The organism is Nostoc sp. ChiQUE01b (assembly GCF_034531255.1).
Lineage (GTDB): Bacteria > Cyanobacteriota > Cyanobacteriia > Cyanobacteriales > Nostocaceae > Nostoc.
Window position 1 is genome coordinate 56,223 of sequence record NZ_JAVRBM010000038.1, and the last position, 20,938, is coordinate 77,160.

Here is a 20,938-nt window from a genome sequence, read left to right on the forward strand (position 1 = left end):
CCACTACTCCGGTGGCAGTTTTACGATCGCAAACCAAAAATTTTCTATTGATTGGATTATTTTAACGAATTGATCGAAATCTACTGGCTTTGTTATATAACAGTTGGCAAAAAGGTTATAGGCTTTGAGAATATCTTCTTCAGCCTGGGAAGTCGTCAAAACTACTACAGGAATGCGTTTGAGGTTTTCATCTCCTTTTATTTCTGCTAATACCTCTCGTCCATCTTTTTTTGGAAGGTTAAAATCGAGTAGTACAATATCTGGATGAGGTAATCTAGCATATTTTCCCTGTTTTCGCAAGAATGCCATTGCCTCTACACCATCCTCGACTACGTTCAAGTGAATTGAGATTTTACTATCTTCTAGGGCGATGCGTGTAAGTTGGACATCGCCAGGATTATCTTCTACTAACAAAACCTCAATAGGCATAATCGCTGTTATGGTGTTTACCATTGCTTACCTGCTCTATCTGGAATTGTGAAGTAGAAAGTCGAACCTTGACCCGGTTTCGACTCAACCCAGATCCGGCCGCCGTGGCGTTCGATAATTTTCTTACAAATTGCTAGACCAATTCCAGTACCTGGATATTTGTCTCTACCGTGTAAGCGCTGAAAAATTATAAAAATACGTTCAGTATATTGCGATTCTAAACCAATTCCATTATCGCGCACCCAGAACAAATATTCATTTTCAGTGGGAAACTGGGTATTGTTATTCTTCTTTTCTGCCCCTCTGCCCCTCTGCTTTTCTGCTCCACATTTCCCACTCCCCACTCCAATATGAATTCGTAGCTGTTGACGATCGCAAAATTTGATCGCGTTGGCAATCAGGTTTTGAAATACTTGTGTCAATTGGGTAGCATCAGCCATCACTTGAGGTAGAGTATCGTAGGTGACAACTGCCTTTCGATCTGCGATCGCAACTTGAAGATTAATCAGCACCTGTTCTAAGACAACACTACAATCAACTGGCACAAAAGGCTGTCCACGGGTGCTGACGCGGGAATAGTTTAACAAATCGCTGATTAGGGTCTGCATCCGACTGGCCCCATCTACTGCATAGGCAATAAACTCATCCGCATTGGCATCCAGTTTGTTTTTGTATCTCCGCTCCAGCAGTTGTAAATAACTAGTTACCATCCGCAATGGCTCTTGTAAATCATGGGAAGCTACGTAGGCAAACTGTTCTAATTCTGCATTAGAACGAGTCAGTTCCTGACTTTGCTGGGTTTCTTTTTCTAATAGTTGTGCCTGAGATAAAGCAATCCCAATTTGGTTTGCTAATTGCTTTAACAAATCCATCTCAAACTGATTCCACTGTCGAGGTGCGCCACACTGATGAGCTAGCAATAAGCCCCAAATATCGTCCCTGACAAGAATCGGCACTACGAGGTTAGCCCTGACAGCAAACTGCTGAAGAAATTCTCGATGGCATGGTTGGATATGAGCAGCTTCAATGTCTTCAAGGGCACTTACTCTTCCCTGGCGATATCTTTCTATATATTTTTCTTTAAAGCAGGAGTCAAAAATATTTTCTCCTAAAATTACTGGCCAACCGGGCAGCACTGCCTCTTGTACCACTGTTCCCGAACCGTCAGGTTCCAGTCGAAAAATTAATACCCGATCAGCTTGTAGTAGTTTTTGTACTTCTGTGACAGTGGTTTGAAGAATTTCATCTATTTGTAAAGATTCTCGAATTTTCAGGGTAATTTCGGCAAATAGTTGCGATCGCAGATTTTGCCACTTTAATTCTTCATCTGCTCGCTTGCGATCTGTGATATCAGTATAAGAACCAACCATCCGCACTATATCACCCAATGCGTCCCAAAGTGCCTGTCCTCGATCTAGAATCCATTTATAGCTGCCGTCTTGGCACTGGACTCGATATTCACAGACGTAAAACGGTGTTTTCTTGGCAAAGTGGTCTTGGAAAGCCTGAAGTACCCAATCTCGCTCATCGGGATGGATTCGTTTTGTCCATTCGTCCCAACGGTTGGAAACTTCGTAGTCTTTATAGCCGAGCATTTCCTTCCATCGAGTTGAGAAGAACACTTCATTAGTCTTGAGGTTCCAATCCCAAATACCATCATTATTACCATGTAATGCTAATTGCCAACGTTCTTCGCTTTCTCGTAGGGCTTCTGCTGTTTTCCGTCGTTCAGTAACATCTTGAAAATAAACAGACAAGCCGTCTTTTGCTGGATAGGCATGAACTTTCAGCCACTGCTGCTGTGGCAAATAGAACTCCTCAAATTCGACACTAACCTGTTCTAAGATTGCCCTGCGATATTCACAATCAAATGTTGTGCCGATAATTTCTGGAAACACCTCCCAAATGTTTTTACCAAAAAGCTGATTGTGAGTTTTTTGCAACAGCTGTTCTGCTTGGCCATTAATATAGGTGAATTGCCACTTTTGATCTAGGGCAAAAAAACCATCAGTGATACTTTTGAGAAGATTGGTGATGCGGGTTTTGGTGGCTTCAGATTGGGCGCGGGCTGCTTGCTCGTGTGCCACTAGTTGATCAGTAACTTTAGATACCTCACTTACATGACGCCTGAGTTCGAGTTGGTCGATTACCAGGCGACTCAAACCCACAAACGCCTCCACTTGTTTTTGGCTTAGTTGTCGTGGAACTTGGTCAATTGCACACAGAGTTCCCAACATATCTCCTTTTGGAGTAATTAAGGGTACACCTGCATAAAACCGTATATATGGATAGCCAGTTACTACCGGATTACTTGCCAACTTCTCATCAGCTAGGGTATCAGGAACCACTACAACATGACGCTGCTCTTGGCAAAGATAAGATAACCCAACACTCCGGGGCATTTCTGATACATCTAAACCTATTTTTGCCTTAAACCATTGACGGTTTTCATCAATAAAATTTACCAAGGATATGGGAGTGCCACAAATAAAGGCCGCTAACTGAGCAAGATTGTCATAGGCTTCTTCGGGTTCTGTGTCAAGAATTTGATACTGGCGGAGGGCTTCTAACCTCGTTACTTCTTTATCAATATGTCTAGGTTTCATTAACTTTTTTTAATAAATCTAAATGTGATATCCAGTCGTCAGCGTGATTATCTGAAAAAGAGCTTAACCTTTTTTAATAATTCTTAGTCCTTTCCTCACCTTTGGCTGTTCAGGAAAGTCTGTTAAAAGCGGTTCTTAAAGGATGTTTGAAAAGTATTTTTCGTAACATCTAAGCCTTAAAAACCTAACTCTCCCAGCCCCCTTTGCCTACAAGAGAATGGGCGTTTCAAAGCCTCTCTCCGTTTCAGGGAGAGGTTTGAAGAGGGGTTTTGAGTATACTTTACAACTTTTTAAACAAGCTTTTATCAGCCACTGCCTGTCTACACCACAAATTTATTGCGTAGGCGTAGCCCGTCGTAGACATCGCACTAATCCTAGTGTAGACAAGTTTAGGACTGATATTATTTACTGTGCATGATTAAATTTAGTCAGTTGACCAGAGTAATTTACCAGTTGGACTAAACCATTCTAGGTCGATGCGATCGCCTTTTACTGTGTCGGTTTTCTTAAGAAAACTGGCTTTTACATTAATGCAAAATTTATCTGCATCAGCATAGATGCACAGCGGCTGATTGTGAGATATCGCTTTAGTATTTCCACTATATAGTTAAGGGTATCCTCAATTCGCTCAATCAGTGTACTGCGTATGTATAAATAAATCCTACTATAGGACTCATATTTGATTGCGTAAAAAAAACTCAGTACACCTTTATTCCTTCTTCCCAGTCCCCAGTCCCTAGTCTCTACGAGTAATTTAGGAATCAAATTGGATTGCTATAGCAAACAGCAGTAGTAATACGACAGTCACGTAAATGTATCAAATTGACAGACGGCAGCGAGTAGCCTGAAGTATATTTTTACTCCATTTTTTAAGTTAATCAGCTCTAATTACGTATTTATACGGCTAAATAATCGCTCAATTTTTGAGTTGTGGTGATTTTGCTGAGGTTGAATTTTTGCTCAAGAATTACACTCTTGTTGCAGTAAATCTGCTTAATCCTATTTTATTATTTGCGGACAGCATATCAAACTTTTTTGACTATCTATATTTACTGAAACACTGTTGAATCCATCGAATCAAATAAATGAAGAATAAATTCAAAGACTCAGTATTAAATAATGGTTAATTTTTGACATTAGCCAATGCTCAATAATTGGAATCGCCAAAAACTTTATTCTGAAAACATTGAAAAATCCAAATCGAAATAGCATCAATGTCTCCCTAATGAGAATCAAAAAAAATATAAAATTTTTTGGAATTTGTTTATTGTCTTCAACAATTATATATAAAATTATATTTATTCAATTATCTGCGATCGCTCTAGGCATAAACAAGCAAAACAATATTGATTTAATCGCTAATCAGAACAGGTCATTAATCAATTCCCAACAAAAAATAAATAACTTCCAAAGCAAAGAACTGTTAAAACAGACTTTAAGAAAATCTAACTCTAACTTAGAGAAACCAAAACAGTTACGAAAATTCACTATTGCTGACGTTATCCCAATTGAAGAATACAAAGACAAACCTCCCAAGCTACCTGAAGAAGATGAAGAAAAGCCCCAACCAAATCCAATTCAACCATCAAATTCAAATCCATCAAAACCATACACACCCCAGCAACAAATACTAATAGAAAAATTACGCCGAACAAAAAAGCAACCACAAGCAATCCAAAAGACAATAATTCTTGATGCTCTAACATTTAGTGCCAATAAGTATCCTTGGATTGTTAACCCTACAGATAACCTTACTTTTTCCACAGAATTATTTAAGCCAAATGAAAATGAAAATTATATAGATACGGATATCAGAGTAAGATTTTCTGGAGACAATCAGATTATTGATAAGTTTACTTATGCCAAATTTCCCAAGGCTGACCAATTTTACTGGGTTCTCGATGGCAATAGAATAGTAGTTGAAACTAAAGGCTCCCAAGTCGGTATCCTTTCTCAAGGAAGACAAACAAATACTTATATTACCCAAAATGTTACCTCACAACAGGCATTTTGGGGATTGCAAACTCTATTCGCTATACCGACAGATTTTCGGGAGTTAGCTGGAGAAGTTGAAACTAATAACTTTTCTGTAATCTCAATAGCTGGACAATTGATAAATCCTGAAGGGATACCTGCTGGCAGAGTTATTATTAATAGTGGGATTGACTCAAACAATCCTAATGTCACAGTTCTAAAAAATCCTATTCCAGTTATTGGTAGTGGCTCTACTTTGAGTGTTGATGGTGGGCAAGCTTTATTTCAAGTTTTAGATGCTACTAATGCTCCCAAAATTCTACAAGGCTTTCCAACGACAAATATACAACCTTTGTTAGACGATGGAAACGTCAGACTCCAAAAAGGCGAAATCATTCCTAATAGTGTCCTAGAAGCTGCTGGCATCTTTTGGGGAGATATCTTAACGGGAGAAGGTTTTGGTTTTACTGCTCCTATCTCTTCCTTTCCAGGTATTAAAGTTGCTCAACTTAGAAAATTTGATAACCTTGATTTGTTAAATGTAGCAGTCAATCCTTTTCTTTCTCAACCCGAAAAAGATTTTCATTATCTTAACTCTTTACAGTGGCTATCTTTAGGAAGAAGAGAACCTGTATTTGAGACACTATCTCAAACTCAAGAAAGTTATGATTGGCACAGACTATATGTTAGCCATCCTCATAATCGCAGCTTAATTCAATACGATCCAGTTGCAATTAAAGCTACTTATTCTAATATTTTTTCTGCTCCAGGATTATCTCTAACAGCTAAATTTAGCGATACTAGTATTGATACCATCCAATCGGTGAATTCTACATTAGGTTTGCTATTAGGTGGAGTTTTTGAAGCTATTAAAATTGATAATATTCAACAAGGTTTAGAAGAAGCTAGACAAAAATTAAAAAATGGCGAAGGTTTTGTTCCTTTAAATACACCTGCTACAGCTAACCAAAGAAGACAAATCAATAACAGGCTGAATCGCACTTTATCTTATGCCAATGCATCTAGTGGGTTAGAACAGGTATCTGGAACTTACACATTTCCCAGTCAAGTCACTCCTAATCACTCTAACATTTTGCAAATAAGGACAGGAAACCACAAACGAGCAGTTCAGTTTCTTGAAAGAAATATTTCTATTTTAGATGAAGGTGATACATTTTTTTCTGATCTCAGGCTCTCTAATAAAAAATTTGGGCCTCTAACTTACATTGGTATTCCAACTCCTTTAAATGGTACTTCTATTGATCCTATCAACGAAGCCTCTGCTGTAGAAGTCATTTTGACAAATCCCCAAGGGCAAAGATTTGTACAAAAATTTAATTCAGGAGATTCGACGGTAGTACCGCTCCAGGTAAGAGCAGCCGATTTAGCATTCGATTATATGGAACTCACTAGAGTTGACAAAATAGGTGTGAGTTTTAATAACTTTAATGGTTATCTCTCCTTGCCAACAGTTGAATTGCTAGCAGCAGGTTCTTCTGGAAACTTTAACTATAGTGCTAATTTAGGAACTTGGTTTAATATAGATGCTAACTCAGCACCAGGCGTTTCTAATAATAATTTAGGGACGGAAGAACCAACATTAGGTTTATATACTAATATACTTCTCAACTATATTAAAACTGATATACGCTTAAATTCAGCCAAAAGACCTGTAGCTATCAACAGTCACGTACCATATTTGAGAGTTAATTGGAATAGTGCCTCTAATAAAAATAATCCTTTTTCTACTTATTTAAGTTATTTATATCAGCATCAAGAAAGAAACTTTGGTTTTTCTTTAGCTCCTGGCATCGCTTTTATTGAAAATAATAGCAATGGAGAATTTTTAGGTCTTTTCAATGGAGAATTTAGTACTAGTCATGGTTTGAATCTCAAAACAAATTTAGAGATGGGCAAAGAGTTTTTCTTTGAATTTCAAGGTTTACACAGAGTCAGTAAGAATATTTCTGCTGGTGTTTATCTAAAAAATTATAGTATTAATAATCTGGGATTGAGCAGCCGAGTTTCTGGCTTTAATTATGGAGTCATTGTGAGGCACAATTTCTCTGACAATAGTGTGTTTATAGAAACTCAAATTGGTACAGGTGAGAATGGATTTGACCTAAAGCTTCAAGGTGGTTATCGATTTTGAAGGCATCATGAAAGCTCCCCGACTTTTTTAAAAAGTCGGGGAGCTAAGATTTTCAATTTGTCAATTCTGTTTAATCCAAACCACTTAAGCCATTGTTACCACCACCCGCTCGGATTATAGTTGTTAAATCTTCAACAGAATTACTATTGTTTAATAAATTCGCTGCTGTATCAATAAATGGGTTTGGGTTAGAGAGGATAGTAGTTTGAGCTACTCCTGGGGTTATAGTCAGACTAGTTATGGTTTCGTCATTTCCACCTGCTATACCTCCATAGGTAGGAGAAATTGTTAAACCTCCTTCATAATAAGAGCCAGAAGGTAAAATTACCTCGCCACTGACACTGAGAAAAGTACCAGAAGGTCTAATAAGAGTAACAGCACCACGAGCAGTAGCTTGTTGTGCATTTGCCGATGCAGTTAAAAAGTTTCCTACACTCACTAAACCTAATAAACAAATACTTCCCCGAATAATTATAGATAATTTGTTGGATAAGCGATTCATGTTTTATAAACTCCTCATGTTGTTGCCTTAACTTGTTTCTAGATTTTGCTTGGGAATGCAGAATATGCATCGGTCAGCAGAAATCGAGGCAGAACCTTTTGTTATTTGGCTTTTATTCTTTTAGTGTATAAAAATATAAAACCTTTGTTGGGAGCGTTTTGTGAAAAATGGACATTTTGAGGCTTCGTATTTTTACGTAAGCTCTCTATTCAATATTCAGTGAGAGTTTCAGGGTTTATATTGATATCACTAAAGCTATGTAAAGTGATGATGAGGAGTTATATATAGGAATCCGGTTTGATTTTTGAACAAAATTAGGTATTTGTAGTGGACTGACACAGCTAAAATAGGGCAATAGATTTTTGAGAAATTCGAAATAAATCAATGTTTTCTGTTTTTTCCTAATGCACCAAATTAGCTGAAACAGTCCACTACCTATCTTTTCAAAAATCAAATAGTAGTCCCATAGCAAATTATTAACGCTTTCATTCCATTTGTTTTAAAATCTCGTTTTCAAGTCTAAGAAGGAAATGTTCTTGATTAAGCTACTGCCGCTAATAATGGAGGTGGAACCTCCCAATGGGCATTCCCAGTCGGAGACTGGGAACGAGGCACAAGATGAAAAACCTATATAACAAGATTCCCGACTTCTCTAAAAAGTCGGGAATCTGAGCTACAAAGAAGCGCAATATCATATATACAAATATAAATATAGGGAAGAGATTTAGCATTGCTATTTCTCTTCCCTATGATGTATTGATTTATTCAACTGTTCTGTCAGTTGGTAAAAATTTTGTAAGTACTTACGAGGCAAAAGCAAAAACTTAATCTATTCTAAACCGCCTAAGCCATTAGAACCAGCACCAGCCCGAATGATCGCTGCTTGTGCGCCAACGTCAGCAGCGGCAGCGGTTAAGGCTGCTGCTGCTGCTGTAACGAAAGGATTGCTGCTAGCTGTGAGCAAAGTAACGTTGGGTGTGCCTGGGTCTACTTCTAAATCAGTTATGGTTTCATTATCTAATGCTGATGTGCCGCCATAGGTAGGTGTAATGGTTAGAGGCTGATCGTAGTAACCATTTTGAGGCAAGGCTAATTCACCACTAACACTAACAGAAGCGCCTGAAGCTCTAACAATAGTTACAGCACCACGGGCTGTTGATTGACCTGCGCTTGCTGGTGCAGCCAGGATATTACCAACGCCAACCAAACCTAACAAGCAGATGCTTCCTTTAACGATCGCAGAAATTTTCATGATTAACAAACTCCCCGTGTTGTTTCTCTTTACGTTTTCAATATAACCATTGGTTGCCAGAAAAATCGCAGTAATAATACTGAAGTTTTAATAAATTCCAGAGGTCATAAATTAAAAAAACTAATAGATGTAAATGTTAGTGCACATCTGAATAAAAGCTTCAAAAACCTTATAAAAATTAAGTTACAGCAAAGCTTGTGTCTACTCAGAGTCTGTATTAAAGTTGTGGCAATGATTACCAAATTTCAGATTTTGGAAAACTAAATTCAGAAAGTACTGGAGGTAAGGCTTTAGACTGCTTGCAACACTCCGAGCCTTTGTAAAAACTGCTTAATAATTCGTTAAAACTTGTCAGATATGGCTATGTCATATCTTTGCTAAATCTTAAGTGCATCTTTATGCTTAATATGCTGTGGGCAACGATTTGAATCTTTAGGCTAATTGCAGTTATTGTCTGGATGCAATATTTTGAAAGGGCACATAAGTATATGCCAATACCATATTTCACAAAATTGAAAACGGCTATAAAATCTAGTTATAGGTTGGGTGGGTAGGGTGATTATCTGGAAGATACCCAAGGCGATAGTACAAAATACCTACCAGAGGTGATATCTATGATGGGCTACGCCTACGCAAAACCCCAAAAATTTCTTAGTAATGTTGGCTTTCTTGCCTCACAAGTTGATTTTTTAGTCTTTGACTGAAGTTTTTTAAATACAAATATATTTTTGATTTAGTTATAATATCTGTCCTTTACCACTAGCGAGGTAGAGAATTAATGATAGCCAAAAATTGCTTTAGCGTTTTGCTCAAGCACCATTTAACTTACTATATTTATTGTCCCTCAGTTGAATGGGCTACATCTGCCTGCCTTTAAGTCATTATGGCAAAATCTAAGAAAAGCTCTACCCCCATCAATCTCAGCGATCCACAATATTATCTTAACCGGGAGTTAAGCTGGTTAGAATTTAATGGCAGGGTTTTACATGAAGCCTGTGACGATCGCACCCCACTTCTGGAACGTCTTAAGTTTTTGGGAATATTTAACTCTAATTTAGATGAGTTTTTTATGGTGCGGGTTGCTGGCTTAAAGCAACAGGTAGAGGCAAAAGTTAGCCTGTTAACTCCCGATGGTCGCACACCACAACAACAGCTAGACGATATTAGGTCTACCCTGACTCCCCACTTTCAGAAACAGCACCAACATTTTGAGGAAGTACTTCGTCCTCTACTAGTAAATCATGGCATTTATATTCTGAATTACATAGATTTGAATCAAAAGCAGCGGACTCATCTCAACAGCTATTTTGAGGAACAAATCTTTCCTGTTTTGACTCCTCTAGCTGTTGATCCTAGTCATCCCTTTCCTTTTATTTCTAATCTCAGTTTGAATCTGGCTGTTGTGGTCAAGAACCCAGACACCGAAGAAGAATTCTTTGCCAGAATCAAAGTCCCTAGTGTTCTACCACGATTTTTACCGATACCGCCTGAGTTGGGAGATCAGAACAGCGAAAAACCTACCCACTGGACTGGAGTACCCTTAGAACAGGCGATCGCTCATAACTTGGAATCTCTATTTCCAGGGATGAATATTCAAGAATATCATCCGTTCCGCATTACCCGTGATGCCGATTTGGTATTAGAAGAAGATGAAGCAGATGACTTGTTGTTAGCCATCGAACAGGAATTGCGAAAACGGCGGCTGGGTGGTAGTCCAGTCCGGCTAGAAATTCAATCCCAAACTCCTGAAATAGTGCGATCGCGATTATTACATGATTTGGAATTAACAGAAAGTGATGTTTACGAGGTAGATGGTCTTTTGGGACTGCGGGATTTAATGTACTTTATGTCCTTACCATTGCCAGAACTCAAAGATCCACCACGCCAATCTGTTGTACCGTTACGCCTGCAAAGGCTGAGAGAACCGAGTTTAGACCCAGATGCCCTGGAGACGGACGAAGGAAAAGACTTTTTTGCTGTAATTCGAGAAAAGGATTTACTAGTACACCATCCCTATCAATCCTTTTCGGCTACAGTAGTGCGCTTTATTACCCATGCTGCCTACGATCCGAATGTGTTAGCCATCAAGATGACCCTTTACCGGACTTCTGGTGACTCGCCCATTGTCAACGCCTTAATTGCCGCTGCTGAAAATGGCAAGCAGGTATCTGTGCTAGTGGAATTAAAGGCGCGATTTGATGAGGAGAATAATATTTACTGGGCAAAACGACTAGAAAGAGTTGGAGTTCATGTCGTCTATGGTTTAGTCGGGCTAAAAACCCATAGTAAAACCGTGATGGTAGTACGGCGCGAAAAAGACCGGATACGTCGCTACGTGCATATTGGCACAGGTAACTATAACCAGAAAACGGCACGACTGTATACAGATTTGGGATTGTTTAGTTGCCGTGAAGAATTGGGTGCTGACATTACAGATTTATTTAATTTCTTAACCGGATATTCCCTACAAAAATCTTATCGAGAGTTGCTGGTTGCGCCTGTGAATATGCGCGATCGCTTTTTGGCACTAATTCACCGCGAAATCGAAAATGTTCAAAATGGATTTTCTGGACGGATTGTCGCCAAAATGAATTCCCTAGTCGATCCAGAAATTATTGCCACTTTATATGAAGCTTCCCGCGTCGGTGTGCAAATCGACTTAATTGTCAGGGGCGTTTGTTGTTTACGCCCAGGAATCAAAGACATTAGTGAAAACATTCGTATCATCAGTATTGTCGGTCGCTTTTTAGAACACTCTCGGATTTATTATTTTCATAACAATACACAAGAGGAAATTTATATCGGCAGTGCTGACTGGATGCGCCGCAACCTAGATCGCAGAGTCGAAGTAATTACTCCAGTAAAAGACCCAGATATTGCCAAAGATTTGCAAGAAATTATGGGAATTATGCTCGCAGATAATCGCCAAGCTTGGGAATTACAAGCTGATGGTACTTACATTCAACGCCGTCCTTATGATGATTCTCCAGAAGCTAATTCACAAAAAATTCTCATGAACATGGCATTACGCTCAACTGGTGTAGTCCCAACCTGATTGATTAAAAAATAAGTTACTTATACCTTGACAACTAGCTCAACTTAGTTCCTTTGGAAAAATTGAATTTTTTGAGCAGTTGTCTAAGTTGTTTATCATCATAGGTTCACACAAGTTATTCAACCATAGGATAGAGTCAGTGCTGGCACCTATTCTCATAAACTGGAAAGGTTATTCTAAATAAATTTGTCTTTCCCCTCAATGTTAATGTTATCCTGCGAGCTTTCTACCTTGCGTGTTTTAGTAGTTGATGATCACGAACTGACTCGCTTAACCTTACAGTTGGTTTTTTCTTGCCAGGAAAATATTCAAGTAGTAGGTTTAGCCAGTAATGGTGAAGAAGCTATAGAAATGGTTAAACGTTGCCATCCTGACGTCATTGTTCTAGATTTACAGATGCCAGTCATGGATGGGTGGAGTGCGTCTAGTCACATTAAAGCTATATCTCCGAACACTCAGATACTTGCTTACTCATCAGTGGAAGACGTAAATTTTCACGGGACAAAGGCAATGTCTAGCTTTGATGACGTTTGCAAGAAAGATGTACCGACAAGCGAACTTATTGCCTTAGTTAGGCAGCTGGGGCAGCGTGCAGGAGATGGTTCAGTGGCAGGATAAATGATGCAGTGATTATTGCTTCGCCAACTCAGGCTTAGTTCAATTCTGGGGATTTTAAAGACATGATACTACTAAATAACGTCGGTCTAGCCTGAAGTTGAGGCTAAACCGACGTTATTTTTGATAAATTTTACTCTACCGGAATGGTGCGTGTAAATTCATCAATTAGTTCATCCAGTTCTTCCAAAGCCTGATTTACGTCAATTCTCAAAGTTCCCAGGTTTGGTTGCTCCAGTAAGCTTAATAGGTAATCGCGTTTACTTTGAACTGCCACAATTCGTTCTTTTATAGTCTGTACATCCATTATTTTTTTCCTATCTTTAACTACCTTTAAATTTAAAGTTAACTCAAAATCTAATATTCTGGGACACTATACGCCCTTAGTAGTCAACTTAGAGCCACTTGCCTTCCCTACGAGATGCTGCGCGAATGTAGACTAAGGAAAAATTGAGTGTTTGAAAATCACTAAAGACAAAGGTGGGTAAAGTCTCGTTTAAACGAAGCCAGTGCTTTGGGCAAAAATGCCTGACTTGTTCGGTTAGTTGAATACTAGCGCTTGGGGACGATATTCTTTCCTAATTTGTTGCTCATAGCCGATGATAATAAAACTAAGGTATTCAGACTTTATACTAATTTAAGCTCATGCTACGCCAAATCTCTTTAGGAACACTCGGTCTAACTATCGGTGGCATATTAACCATCATTGGCTTCGTCGCCTATGCTGATAATAATGCCACACTCAATCTTGTCGGATTTTTTTACGGAATTCCTCTATTATTGGGAGGGCTAGCGCTAAAAGCTAATGAACTTAAGCCAGTACCATTTAGCCAAACTACGTCACCGTCGGCATTGATACTGCGCCAGCAGCAAGCAACTGATACGCAAAATAAAATACGCAAAGACATCACCCGATATTGCTACGGTCAAGATGCTCATCTAGATACAACACTTTCTTTTCTGGGTTTGAGTCCTACAGACCAGGAACGGCCAACAGTCACAGGGTTACGAGAAACAGAAGTTAATGGAAACTATGCCCTAATTTTAGAATTTGATTCACCGCTAATACCGTTTGATGTGTGGCAAAAAAAGCAGGAAAAAATGACCAATTATTTTGGCCCTGGATTGGAGATTCAAATAACGCAGCCATCTGAAAATGTAATTGAGCTAGCGCTAATCAATACTCAAAAAGAATCACTAGTCAGTAGTTAATAGCAAAAATTATCGTTACCCAAACTTCATACCTTTATGGCTTGTTGTTACCCATATTTTTGCAAAAGTCACCCAATTTTAGATTTTGGATTTACGATAGCGAAGCGTTAGCGAGTCCGCGTTCGCGTAGCGTCTCGTAGAGAGCGTATGCGTGGATTAACCTCTCCTTATAAAGAAGAGGCTTAAATATTGAAAATTTGGGAATTTTCTTCCCGACTTAAGTCGGGGGCTTGAAACCTTTTTTTAGATTCTAGATTTCAATTTAATCCAAAATCCAAAATCTAAAATCGTCTCGCTCAAAATTATTTAATAATTCATAATTACAATTAGTGGTAGCTTTTGTATTCTTCATTGTTTTATTGTCCACTAAATTTTTGATGAGTGTGTGAGCTACTTACTGTATAGTGTCTTTGACTATTAATTAGTAATTATTCTTTTTGGAATTCCCTTAAGCACGATTTACATTCCCGATTTCTTGAAGAAGTCGGGAATTTAGACAGCAAGTTTTCTTTAAAATCTTAAAATTTTTGGGCTTCTCTTATGCACTTAAGCAAAAACTTACTTTTCTAAACGAACTGCGTACCACTGTAAATATTGCCCAGGGCCAATATCTAATTTGCAACTAGTGTCAAGTAAATATTGTGCTTGAGTTTCCACAGTATCAAATTTTTGCAAGTCAGGCGGTAAATCTTGAATTATGAGTTGTTGAAGAGTTGTTTTGAGCTTCTCTAATAACTCTGAGAGTGTCATAAATTGTTCTGGTTGATTTGTTTCTAGAACAACAAAATGATCCTGCTGATACATTAATGAGTCTGGCATTTTAAAGATTTAGCGAATGTCAATAGGTTGCGATTGTTTTTGTAAGAAATTTTACTTGTTTGTGTAGTCGAAAATAAGGCAGTTTTATGTGCTGTATGTAAAGCAATTATAGGATAGTTGTAGAACTTTATTTATGGGCAGTTTATGGCTATAGCAGTCCTAAATCATTTGTGAAAACTTCTCTTTCTTTTCTTCTCTACAAGACGCTGCACGTTCGTGAGTGCGTTCCGTTCGTGTAGTGTCCCGTAGGGAAGGAAAGGCGCTCTTGGTGTCTTTTCTAGGAGACGCTCAACGTTCGCGGAGCGTTCTGTAGGAAAGGAAAGGCAGTTCGTTAATTTTTACAACTCAAATAGGATTGCTATAGAACGAAGTAGGTCTGGAATCACTTAAAAAATAAAGCTTTGCACTAAGTTGAATTGCAATCTTATGTAATTATACTAAACTTTAGCAAGCCTTGTCGAATAGACTAAATAAATTTCAGTTAGGTGGTATTAGTATTTAGTATTAACTTCTTCTGAGGGTATTTTGGTAATTGCCTTGCCCTGGTTCGCTAGGTTTGTCAACTAACTACACAACTAAAGAATTAAGGTGTGTATTTATAATTCTCAAAAAAATCGTAATTTGACTTTAACAATAGGGAAATATAAAAGTAACATTTCCTCCCATAACCATCGCTGAACAAAAAGGTAACAACTGCCTTCGTGTTCTAATTACAGATTGTCTATGCAACTTATTTATCTACCGCTTGCTTGGCCCAACAACATTGGGCAGTCCATTGTCAAAAAACAGTTGATTGTGAAGCCAGACACACCTTTGCCGCAAATCCTGGCATTGATGAAAATAGCGATCGCCCCCATGCGATTGAGTTGCACAGCCTTTTTCAGGATAGTCCAGCAAGTGGAAGACAACTCATGTCAGGCATAAGCCCATTTACTGTTTCTAAGCAACCACCACTGATTCTAGTGGCTGATGATGACAAGACCATCCGGGTATTGTTGCGTAAAGCAATGGAACAAGAAGGTTATCGAGTGGTCGAGGTCAATGACGGTAAGCAATGTTTAGATGCTTACGAGACTATCAAACCGGATATAGTTTTGCTAGATGCTGTAATGCCTGTGATGGATGGCTTTACTTGCTGTAAGCACTTGCTCCAGATTGCCAGGAATAATTTAATCTCGGCCCTTGCCACCTTTGATACTGACTCGACTCTTAACAATACGGTCATGTCCAAGATATGGGAGCGCACTCCCATCTTGATGATCACATGCTTGGACGATGAGGAATCTGTAAACCGTGCTTTTGAAGCGGGAGCGACTGATTATGTCACTAAGCCAATTCACTGGCCTGTATTACGCCAGCGGTTGCGCCGACTGCTACAGCAAGCACAAGTATACAAACAGTTAGAGGCGGCAAATGAAGCTTTGCATCACCTTGCCAATGTAGATGGCTTAACTGAGTTGGCTAATCGTCGCCGCTTTGACGATTATCTCAATACTCAATGGATTAATCTCGCACAAGAGGGATTTCCCTTGTCAATGATTCTGTGTGATATCGACTTTTTTAAATTTTATAATGATAAATATGGCCATCCGGCAGGAGATGTATGTTTACAAAAGGTGGGTGCTGTCTTAAGCCTTAAAGCACAAAAACATCAGGATTTAGTAGCGCGTTATGGTGGCGAAGAATTTGCTGTGATTATGCCATACACTCCTGCATCTGGCGCACTTCACGTTGCTGCCGCGATCCAAGCAGGAATCAAAGATTTGCAAATTGTTCATGACGGTTCTGCGGTGAGTCAGCACGTCACTCTCAGTATGGGCGTGGCAACTGTTGTCCCGACTTGGGAATCTTCACCTTCAGAGTTGATCGTGCTGGCAGATAAAGCACTCTACCAAGCAAAGGCCGGAGGACGCGATCGCTTTGTCTCAAGTTCTTAATTGTCATTTGTCATTTGTCATTAAGTGTTGCTAGTTTTTTTTACCAATGCCCCATGCCCCATGCCCAATACCTAAGAAGGATAAACTGGCAGTGTGAAGTGAAACCATGCTCCGTTATTGGGCGCAGAATCCACCCAAATTTGGCCATAGTGTGCCAGAACGATGCGTTGGCATAAACAAAGGCCAATGCCGTAACCTTCTGTACCTTCATCCCGTTGCAGGCGAAAGTGGTTTTCAAAGATGCGATCGCGATTCTCTACAGGAATACCAGGCCCAGTATCGCCAATACTAAACTGAACTTTTTGGGTAGTGCGGTGCAATCCGGCGATGCTAATCTTGCCACCTTCTGGGGTGTATTTGATGGCATTATCCAACAGATTTACTAGCACTTGGCGGATGCGTTCTGGGTCAGCATATACATAAGGTAAGTCATTGGGAATATCTGTTTCCACCTCTTGAGATTTGGCGGTGTAGCGATCGCACAATTCTTCTAGTACATCTAAGCACAGTTTACCTAGCTGTACTTTTTGTGGTAAGATAGGGAATTCTGTGTCTTTGCCACGACCTACCTGCAAAAGGTCGGCAATCATCCGATCGATGATCTTAGTTTGATTACGGGCTTGTTTTAAGAGATGTGCCGTCAAGGATGGTTTGAGGCGCTGAAATTGGCCTGTTTCTAAATTGTAATTGGATTGGAGAGTTTCGATGGCGATCGCGGCGGCAGTTAGGGGATTGCGGAGATCGTGTGCCAGCATCGCAATCACCCGATCTTTAAACTGTAGCTGCTCTTGGAGGTTATCTTTTTCCTGTTTTAAGCGAAAAATTTCGTCTGAGAGTCGGATGAGTTCGGCAGAAACAGCAACTGAACGGATAGTGGATTTGGGTGATGTCACCCTAACAGTATCGTCTATCCGTTCTTGTAAGTCTTCCTGTAATTTCAAATAGCCGTCTACAGCGGCTTGCCAGCGAGGCCACCAGTTTTTCAATTGCGCTATGATATTACTCCCAGCTAAAACCTGTCGTGGTTCTGGGTGAATTTTGATTAAAGCTGGCGTTGCTACCAATTTAAAGTGTTCTGCTAAGTAAGGTTGTTGACCAACATCAATAGTTTGAAGTTCAAAACTATACTCAGCCTGCAATTCTTTTAAGTAAGCACGTATTCGCTGCACCTGTTGTCGGGACTTTGGGCGTCCATCGACAAAAAGTAGCAGCTGGAGTGGAGCCTCAGAATAAATAGGCTGATCCTGGGAAACTTGCATGTAATCGTGTTTCAGCACTGGTAACAACCCGGTGACGCTTTACAGAAAGTAAAAAGGACTGACGGTTGTCGATGGTCGTTGTTTTTTCTTCTTAATATCTATTTTAGATTTTCATACTCTTATCCGATCTGCGTTTTTGACATCAGACATATCTTTTTCAGCCTTTTACTCCCTTTTGGTTAACTTTATCTCCAAGAAACACCCTTGCCTCTTGAATATAAGTCTTAATTTGCCCTAAATCAAAAATTTTCAAGAGAGCCAGCAGGTGAAAGGTTTAATACTATGTCAAATCGGCTAGTCCAGCACCATGTTAATTTGAGTAATCGCTTTGAGCAAGCGATGCCCAAGAAAACACAGATGCTCATTGTATTTAATCTATCAGGAAGTTGTTAACTGTTCAAACCAAGTTTGTAGAGGGTTTTCTCAACTGCCAGTGCATTTGATGAAGTGTCTTTTTTGCTTCTAACCAATCATTAACTAGGATTGGGACAAACAACCAAAGCCAACTCTGTACTACTTCTATAACTTGCGAAGCGCACCTTCCAGCTTTCCTAAAAGAACCACAGCCCTATCCAAGAATAACAGGGGATGGGTTGATTGAGGGAAAGTTTTGGATAACATAGAGGCGATGCCTGCGTCGGTAAACTACGCACTTTTAGAGAAAGCACTCACTGCTTTCGAGGCTGTTAATAAACTCTCGACTACAGCACAAGTAGCATTTTCTCAGAAAATCAATTTAGAGATAGGGAAACTGCTGCGACACTTGACTGCTTTACCTATTACCCCAGTCGCCAACAAGAATAACGAACTTACGCTAAGTTCCTGGAATTGTTTAACACTGGCATTTTTCAGACATTGCCTGACTCACCTTACCATCGTCAGATGAATAATTTTCAGAATCGATTGTCAGCCAGTGTTAATTAACCCGATCTATTCCCCTCTTTGGGTGAGCCTAAGGGGGGCTTTATTTCTAGTTTATCACTTCAGTTGCTTGGCGATCGCATTATAACTAGTGCATCTGGAAGTAGATTCAAGCTTTTGCTAGCTAAACTGTTTTTTGACCAGTTATCAATCAGTTATCTGCTCTACAACTTGGATGTTTAGATAACTTTCTGAAAAATTGGTTTACAATCTAGTATCGATCGGTTTGTAGTCGGTGGCTCTAGTCCTCATCTAAATCCTAAAGTCCTTACTACGAACTCCCAACTCATCAAACTATTATCTAGCAAGGATTTCAGGGTTATTTATGTTTTTTCCCAAAAATGTTAGTTTTCCAGAATTTTAGGGAACTCTATAAATAAGCATAGGAATTATCAAAACCTAATGGCTGTAAAACGAAGACAATACGGTAGCTTTTGCTACCGTTTACTCATTTTTGGAGATATAGCAGAAGGCAGGAGGCAGGAGGCAGGAGGTAAAACATTACTATTCCTAACATCCACGCTTTCAAGATGTCCTAACCTTTAATTCGCTTGCTATATCATTATCACCAACAGAGACATTTATGAAAAAGACGTAGTGAGTCGGTAGTGTCTTTTGGTGATATAAAAAGTCAGAGGAGAGCAGGGAGATAAAGAATACAAAAGGATAAGAGGCACAAGGGGGAATTATTGAACAAGTCTCTTGTCTCTTCTCCATGCCCCATGCCCCATTCCCATTTAATGGACAGTCTGCGCTAGGGTAGGAATTGAAACTCAATTTGTGATTTCCTGTGCTTCCCTGTAAACGTCCAGCTGTATTTCTAATTTGGGCTGTTCTACTGACTTCCTTAACAGCCTGTGCTAATAGTCCAGTCGCCAAAAACCTTGAGGAATCTTTGGCGGCAGATCCGAAACTGCAAAGCGATCAAGTTGTCTTTGGAGAATCTCAAGGTAATCAACCGCAAGCACAGCAAAATGAATCAGCAGTTCAGTTACCATCTGATTTTCCTAAAGATATCCCTTTATATTCCAATGCCAAACTACAGGAAGTTACACCTGCTAGCGGCTCAGAAAACAAAATCTCAACTCGTTGGTTGAGTTCTGACCCCAGTAACTTGATTGCTAGCTTTTATAGTAGCCAGTTTAAAACAAATAACTGGCAGATTTTGCAACAGCCGACAGATGATGCGGGAGGTGTGTTTGAGGCACGTCGTAAAGATTTGCTGTTGAAGGTTTCCATTCAGCCTAAATCAGTTACTAACGCCACACCTAATCAACCCCAAACAGCCACTGAATTACTGATTGATTACGTACCGAATAGTACTGCATCAGCACAACCTACTTCAACTACAAATCCTAACGAAACTACTAACGCCCTTCCTCAACCGGGAAATTCACAGTTCATTGGCCCAATACCACCCACAAACTTGGCAGCACAGCCACCAAGCACAACTAATAACCAAACAATCCCTACAGCTACCCCTGAATCTCAGGAATTCAACGATCTCAACAAGGCACCGCAAGAATGGCGGCAACATATCCAAGACTTGGCTGCATTAGGTGTTTTGTCTTTAGAAGCAAAGACAACTAAGAGCAACTCTACTAACACAACTAACCAGTTTGAACCCGGTAAAATCGTTACACATCGGGAATACGCCCGTTGGCTAATTGCTGCTAACAATGCTGTATATACCAACAATCCGGCTAAACAGATTCGCTTGGCATCAGAAAGTACTCAACCAGCTTTTAGTGATGTGTCGGCAAAAGACCCTGATTTTCCAGCAATTCAGGGATTAGCCGAAGCTGGGTTAATTCCTAGTCCTTTGTCTGGAGATACTACAGTAGTTTTATTTCGTCCTGATGCACCTCTAACGCGGGAACAGTTGCTGCTGTGGAAATTACCCCTAGATACTCGCCAAGCTTTACCCTCTGCTAACTTAGATGCGGTCAAACAAACCTGGGGTTTCCAAGACGCAGCGAGAATTGACTCTAAGGCTTTAAGAGCAGTATTGGCTGATTACCAGAATGGCGAACAATCGAATATTCGGCGGGTGTTTGGTTATACGACTCTGTTTCAACCCAAAAAATCAGTAACTCGTGCTGAAGCTGCTACGGCTTTGTGGTATTTCGGTACTCAGGGTGAGGGTGTATCGGCTACTGAGGCTTTGAAATTAAAGCGAAGTTAAAAGGCGGTTAGTCTATCCCT

Annotated in this window: 15 protein-coding genes; 8 read left to right on the forward strand and 7 right to left on the reverse strand. The window is 39.7% G+C overall.

Features of this window, described 5'->3' with window-relative positions:
* Nucleotides 1-3: 3 nt before the first annotated feature.
* Both RMY63_RS23300 and RMY63_RS23305 read right to left on the reverse strand, forming a co-directional pair.
* Nucleotides 4-453 (reverse strand): response regulator, encoded by a 450-nt coding sequence (locus RMY63_RS23300; protein WP_322730982.1) that lies wholly within the window; start codon nucleotides 451-453, stop codon nucleotides 4-6.
* Entirely contained in the window at nucleotides 447-3,035 is a 2,589-nt protein-coding gene (locus RMY63_RS23305; protein WP_322730983.1) for a GAF domain-containing protein, read from the reverse strand. Before RMY63_RS23305 ends, RMY63_RS23300 begins: the two co-directional genes overlap by 7 nt.
* A 1,267-nt stretch (nucleotides 3,036-4,302) precedes the next feature.
* Between RMY63_RS23305 and RMY63_RS23310 the strand changes: the two genes are divergently transcribed.
* Nucleotides 4,303-7,161: a hypothetical protein gene (locus tag RMY63_RS23310; protein ID WP_322730984.1), complete on the forward strand. Its 2,859-nt coding sequence runs from the start codon at nucleotides 4,303-4,305 to the stop codon at nucleotides 7,159-7,161.
* A gap of 70 nt (nucleotides 7,162-7,231) precedes the next feature.
* Here the strand turns inward: RMY63_RS23310 and RMY63_RS23315 are convergent, their stop codons facing one another.
* A complete protein-coding gene (locus RMY63_RS23315; protein WP_322730985.1) occupies nucleotides 7,232-7,663 on the reverse strand; it encodes a hypothetical protein in 432 nt (143 codons plus the stop codon).
* A gap of 829 nt (nucleotides 7,664-8,492) precedes the next feature.
* The gene (locus tag RMY63_RS23320; RefSeq protein WP_322730986.1) at nucleotides 8,493-8,915 is read right to left on the reverse strand and encodes a hypothetical protein; all 423 of its coding nucleotides are present in this window, start codon (nucleotides 8,913-8,915) and stop codon (nucleotides 8,493-8,495) included.
* A gap of 883 nt (nucleotides 8,916-9,798) precedes the next feature.
* Here RMY63_RS23320 and ppk1 point away from each other — a divergent pair.
* Together ppk1 and RMY63_RS23330 are read left to right on the forward strand one after the other, a co-directional pair.
* Nucleotides 9,799-11,970, forward strand: coding sequence for a polyphosphate kinase 1 (ppk1, locus tag RMY63_RS23325; protein ID WP_416212543.1), 2,172 nt, complete (start codon nucleotides 9,799-9,801; stop codon nucleotides 11,968-11,970).
* A gap of 201 nt (nucleotides 11,971-12,171) precedes the next feature.
* Nucleotides 12,172-12,588 (forward strand): response regulator, encoded by a 417-nt coding sequence (locus RMY63_RS23330; RefSeq protein WP_094348557.1) that lies wholly within the window; start codon nucleotides 12,172-12,174, stop codon nucleotides 12,586-12,588.
* Nucleotides 12,589-12,718: 130 nt separating this feature from the next.
* Here the strand turns inward: RMY63_RS23330 and RMY63_RS23335 are convergent, their stop codons facing one another.
* Nucleotides 12,719-12,892, reverse strand: coding sequence for a hypothetical protein (locus tag RMY63_RS23335; protein ID WP_322730987.1), 174 nt, complete (start codon nucleotides 12,890-12,892; stop codon nucleotides 12,719-12,721).
* A 338-nt stretch (nucleotides 12,893-13,230) separates the two neighbouring features.
* On the opposite strand from RMY63_RS23335, the gene RMY63_RS23340 reads away from it, so the two are divergent.
* Nucleotides 13,231-13,797, forward strand: coding sequence for a DUF2854 domain-containing protein (locus RMY63_RS23340; protein ID WP_322730988.1), 567 nt, complete (start codon nucleotides 13,231-13,233; stop codon nucleotides 13,795-13,797).
* 558 nt (nucleotides 13,798-14,355) lie between these two features.
* Here RMY63_RS23340 and RMY63_RS23345 read toward each other — a convergent pair.
* Nucleotides 14,356-14,616, reverse strand: a complete 261-nt coding sequence (locus RMY63_RS23345) for a chlororespiratory reduction protein 7 (protein WP_322730989.1) — start codon at nucleotides 14,614-14,616, stop codon at nucleotides 14,356-14,358.
* A 723-nt stretch (nucleotides 14,617-15,339) separates the two neighbouring features.
* On the opposite strand from RMY63_RS23345, the gene RMY63_RS23350 reads away from it, so the two are divergent.
* A complete protein-coding gene (locus RMY63_RS23350; protein WP_322730990.1) occupies nucleotides 15,340-15,540 on the forward strand; it encodes a hypothetical protein in 201 nt (66 codons plus the stop codon).
* The gene (locus tag RMY63_RS23355) at nucleotides 15,528-16,553 is read left to right on the forward strand and encodes a PleD family two-component system response regulator (protein WP_322730991.1); all 1,026 of its coding nucleotides are present in this window, start codon (nucleotides 15,528-15,530) and stop codon (nucleotides 16,551-16,553) included. The genes RMY63_RS23350 and RMY63_RS23355 overlap by 13 nt, the downstream gene beginning before the upstream one ends.
* Nucleotides 16,554-16,624: 71 nt before the next feature.
* Here RMY63_RS23355 and RMY63_RS23360 read toward each other — a convergent pair whose 3' ends face one another.
* Nucleotides 16,625-17,830, reverse strand: a complete 1,206-nt coding sequence (locus tag RMY63_RS23360; RefSeq protein WP_322730992.1) for a histidine kinase — start codon at nucleotides 17,828-17,830, stop codon at nucleotides 16,625-16,627.
* A 592-nt stretch (nucleotides 17,831-18,422) separates the two neighbouring features.
* Here RMY63_RS23360 and RMY63_RS23365 point away from each other — a divergent pair.
* Together RMY63_RS23365 and RMY63_RS23370 are read left to right on the forward strand one after the other, a co-directional pair.
* The gene (locus RMY63_RS23365) at nucleotides 18,423-18,698 is read left to right on the forward strand and encodes a hypothetical protein (protein ID WP_322730993.1); all 276 of its coding nucleotides are present in this window, start codon (nucleotides 18,423-18,425) and stop codon (nucleotides 18,696-18,698) included.
* An 825-nt stretch (nucleotides 18,699-19,523) separates the two neighbouring features.
* Entirely contained in the window at nucleotides 19,524-20,918 is a 1,395-nt protein-coding gene (locus tag RMY63_RS23370) for an S-layer homology domain-containing protein (RefSeq protein ID WP_322730994.1), read from the forward strand.
* The last annotated feature ends 20 nt before the right edge of the window (nucleotides 20,919-20,938 follow it).

Bases quoted from the DNA above. Each gene is read 5' to 3' on its own strand.
- ppk1 (WP_416212543.1), top strand. From the start codon at position 9,799: ATGGCAAAATCTAAGAAAAGCTCTACCCCCATCAATCTCAGCGATCCA.
- RMY63_RS23355 (WP_322730991.1), top strand. From the start codon at position 15,528: ATGTCAGGCATAAGCCCATTTACTGTTTCTAAGCAACCACCACTGATT.
- RMY63_RS23340 (WP_322730988.1), top strand. From the start codon at position 13,231: ATGCTACGCCAAATCTCTTTAGGAACACTCGGTCTAACTATCGGTGGC.
- RMY63_RS23305 (WP_322730983.1), bottom strand. From the start codon at position 3,035: ATGAAACCTAGACATATTGATAAAGAAGTAACGAGGTTAGAAGCCCTC.
- RMY63_RS23320 (WP_322730986.1), bottom strand. From the start codon at position 8,915: ATGAAAATTTCTGCGATCGTTAAAGGAAGCATCTGCTTGTTAGGTTTG.
- RMY63_RS23315 (WP_322730985.1), bottom strand. From the start codon at position 7,663: ATGAATCGCTTATCCAACAAATTATCTATAATTATTCGGGGAAGTATT.
- RMY63_RS23345 (WP_322730989.1), bottom strand. From the start codon at position 14,616: ATGCCAGACTCATTAATGTATCAGCAGGATCATTTTGTTGTTCTAGAA.
- RMY63_RS23330 (WP_094348557.1), top strand. From the start codon at position 12,172: ATGTTAATGTTATCCTGCGAGCTTTCTACCTTGCGTGTTTTAGTAGTT.
- RMY63_RS23335 (WP_322730987.1), bottom strand. From the start codon at position 12,892: ATGGATGTACAGACTATAAAAGAACGAATTGTGGCAGTTCAAAGTAAA.
- RMY63_RS23300 (WP_322730982.1), bottom strand. From the start codon at position 453: ATGGTAAACACCATAACAGCGATTATGCCTATTGAGGTTTTGTTAGTA.
- RMY63_RS23350 (WP_322730990.1), top strand. From the start codon at position 15,340: ATGCAACTTATTTATCTACCGCTTGCTTGGCCCAACAACATTGGGCAG.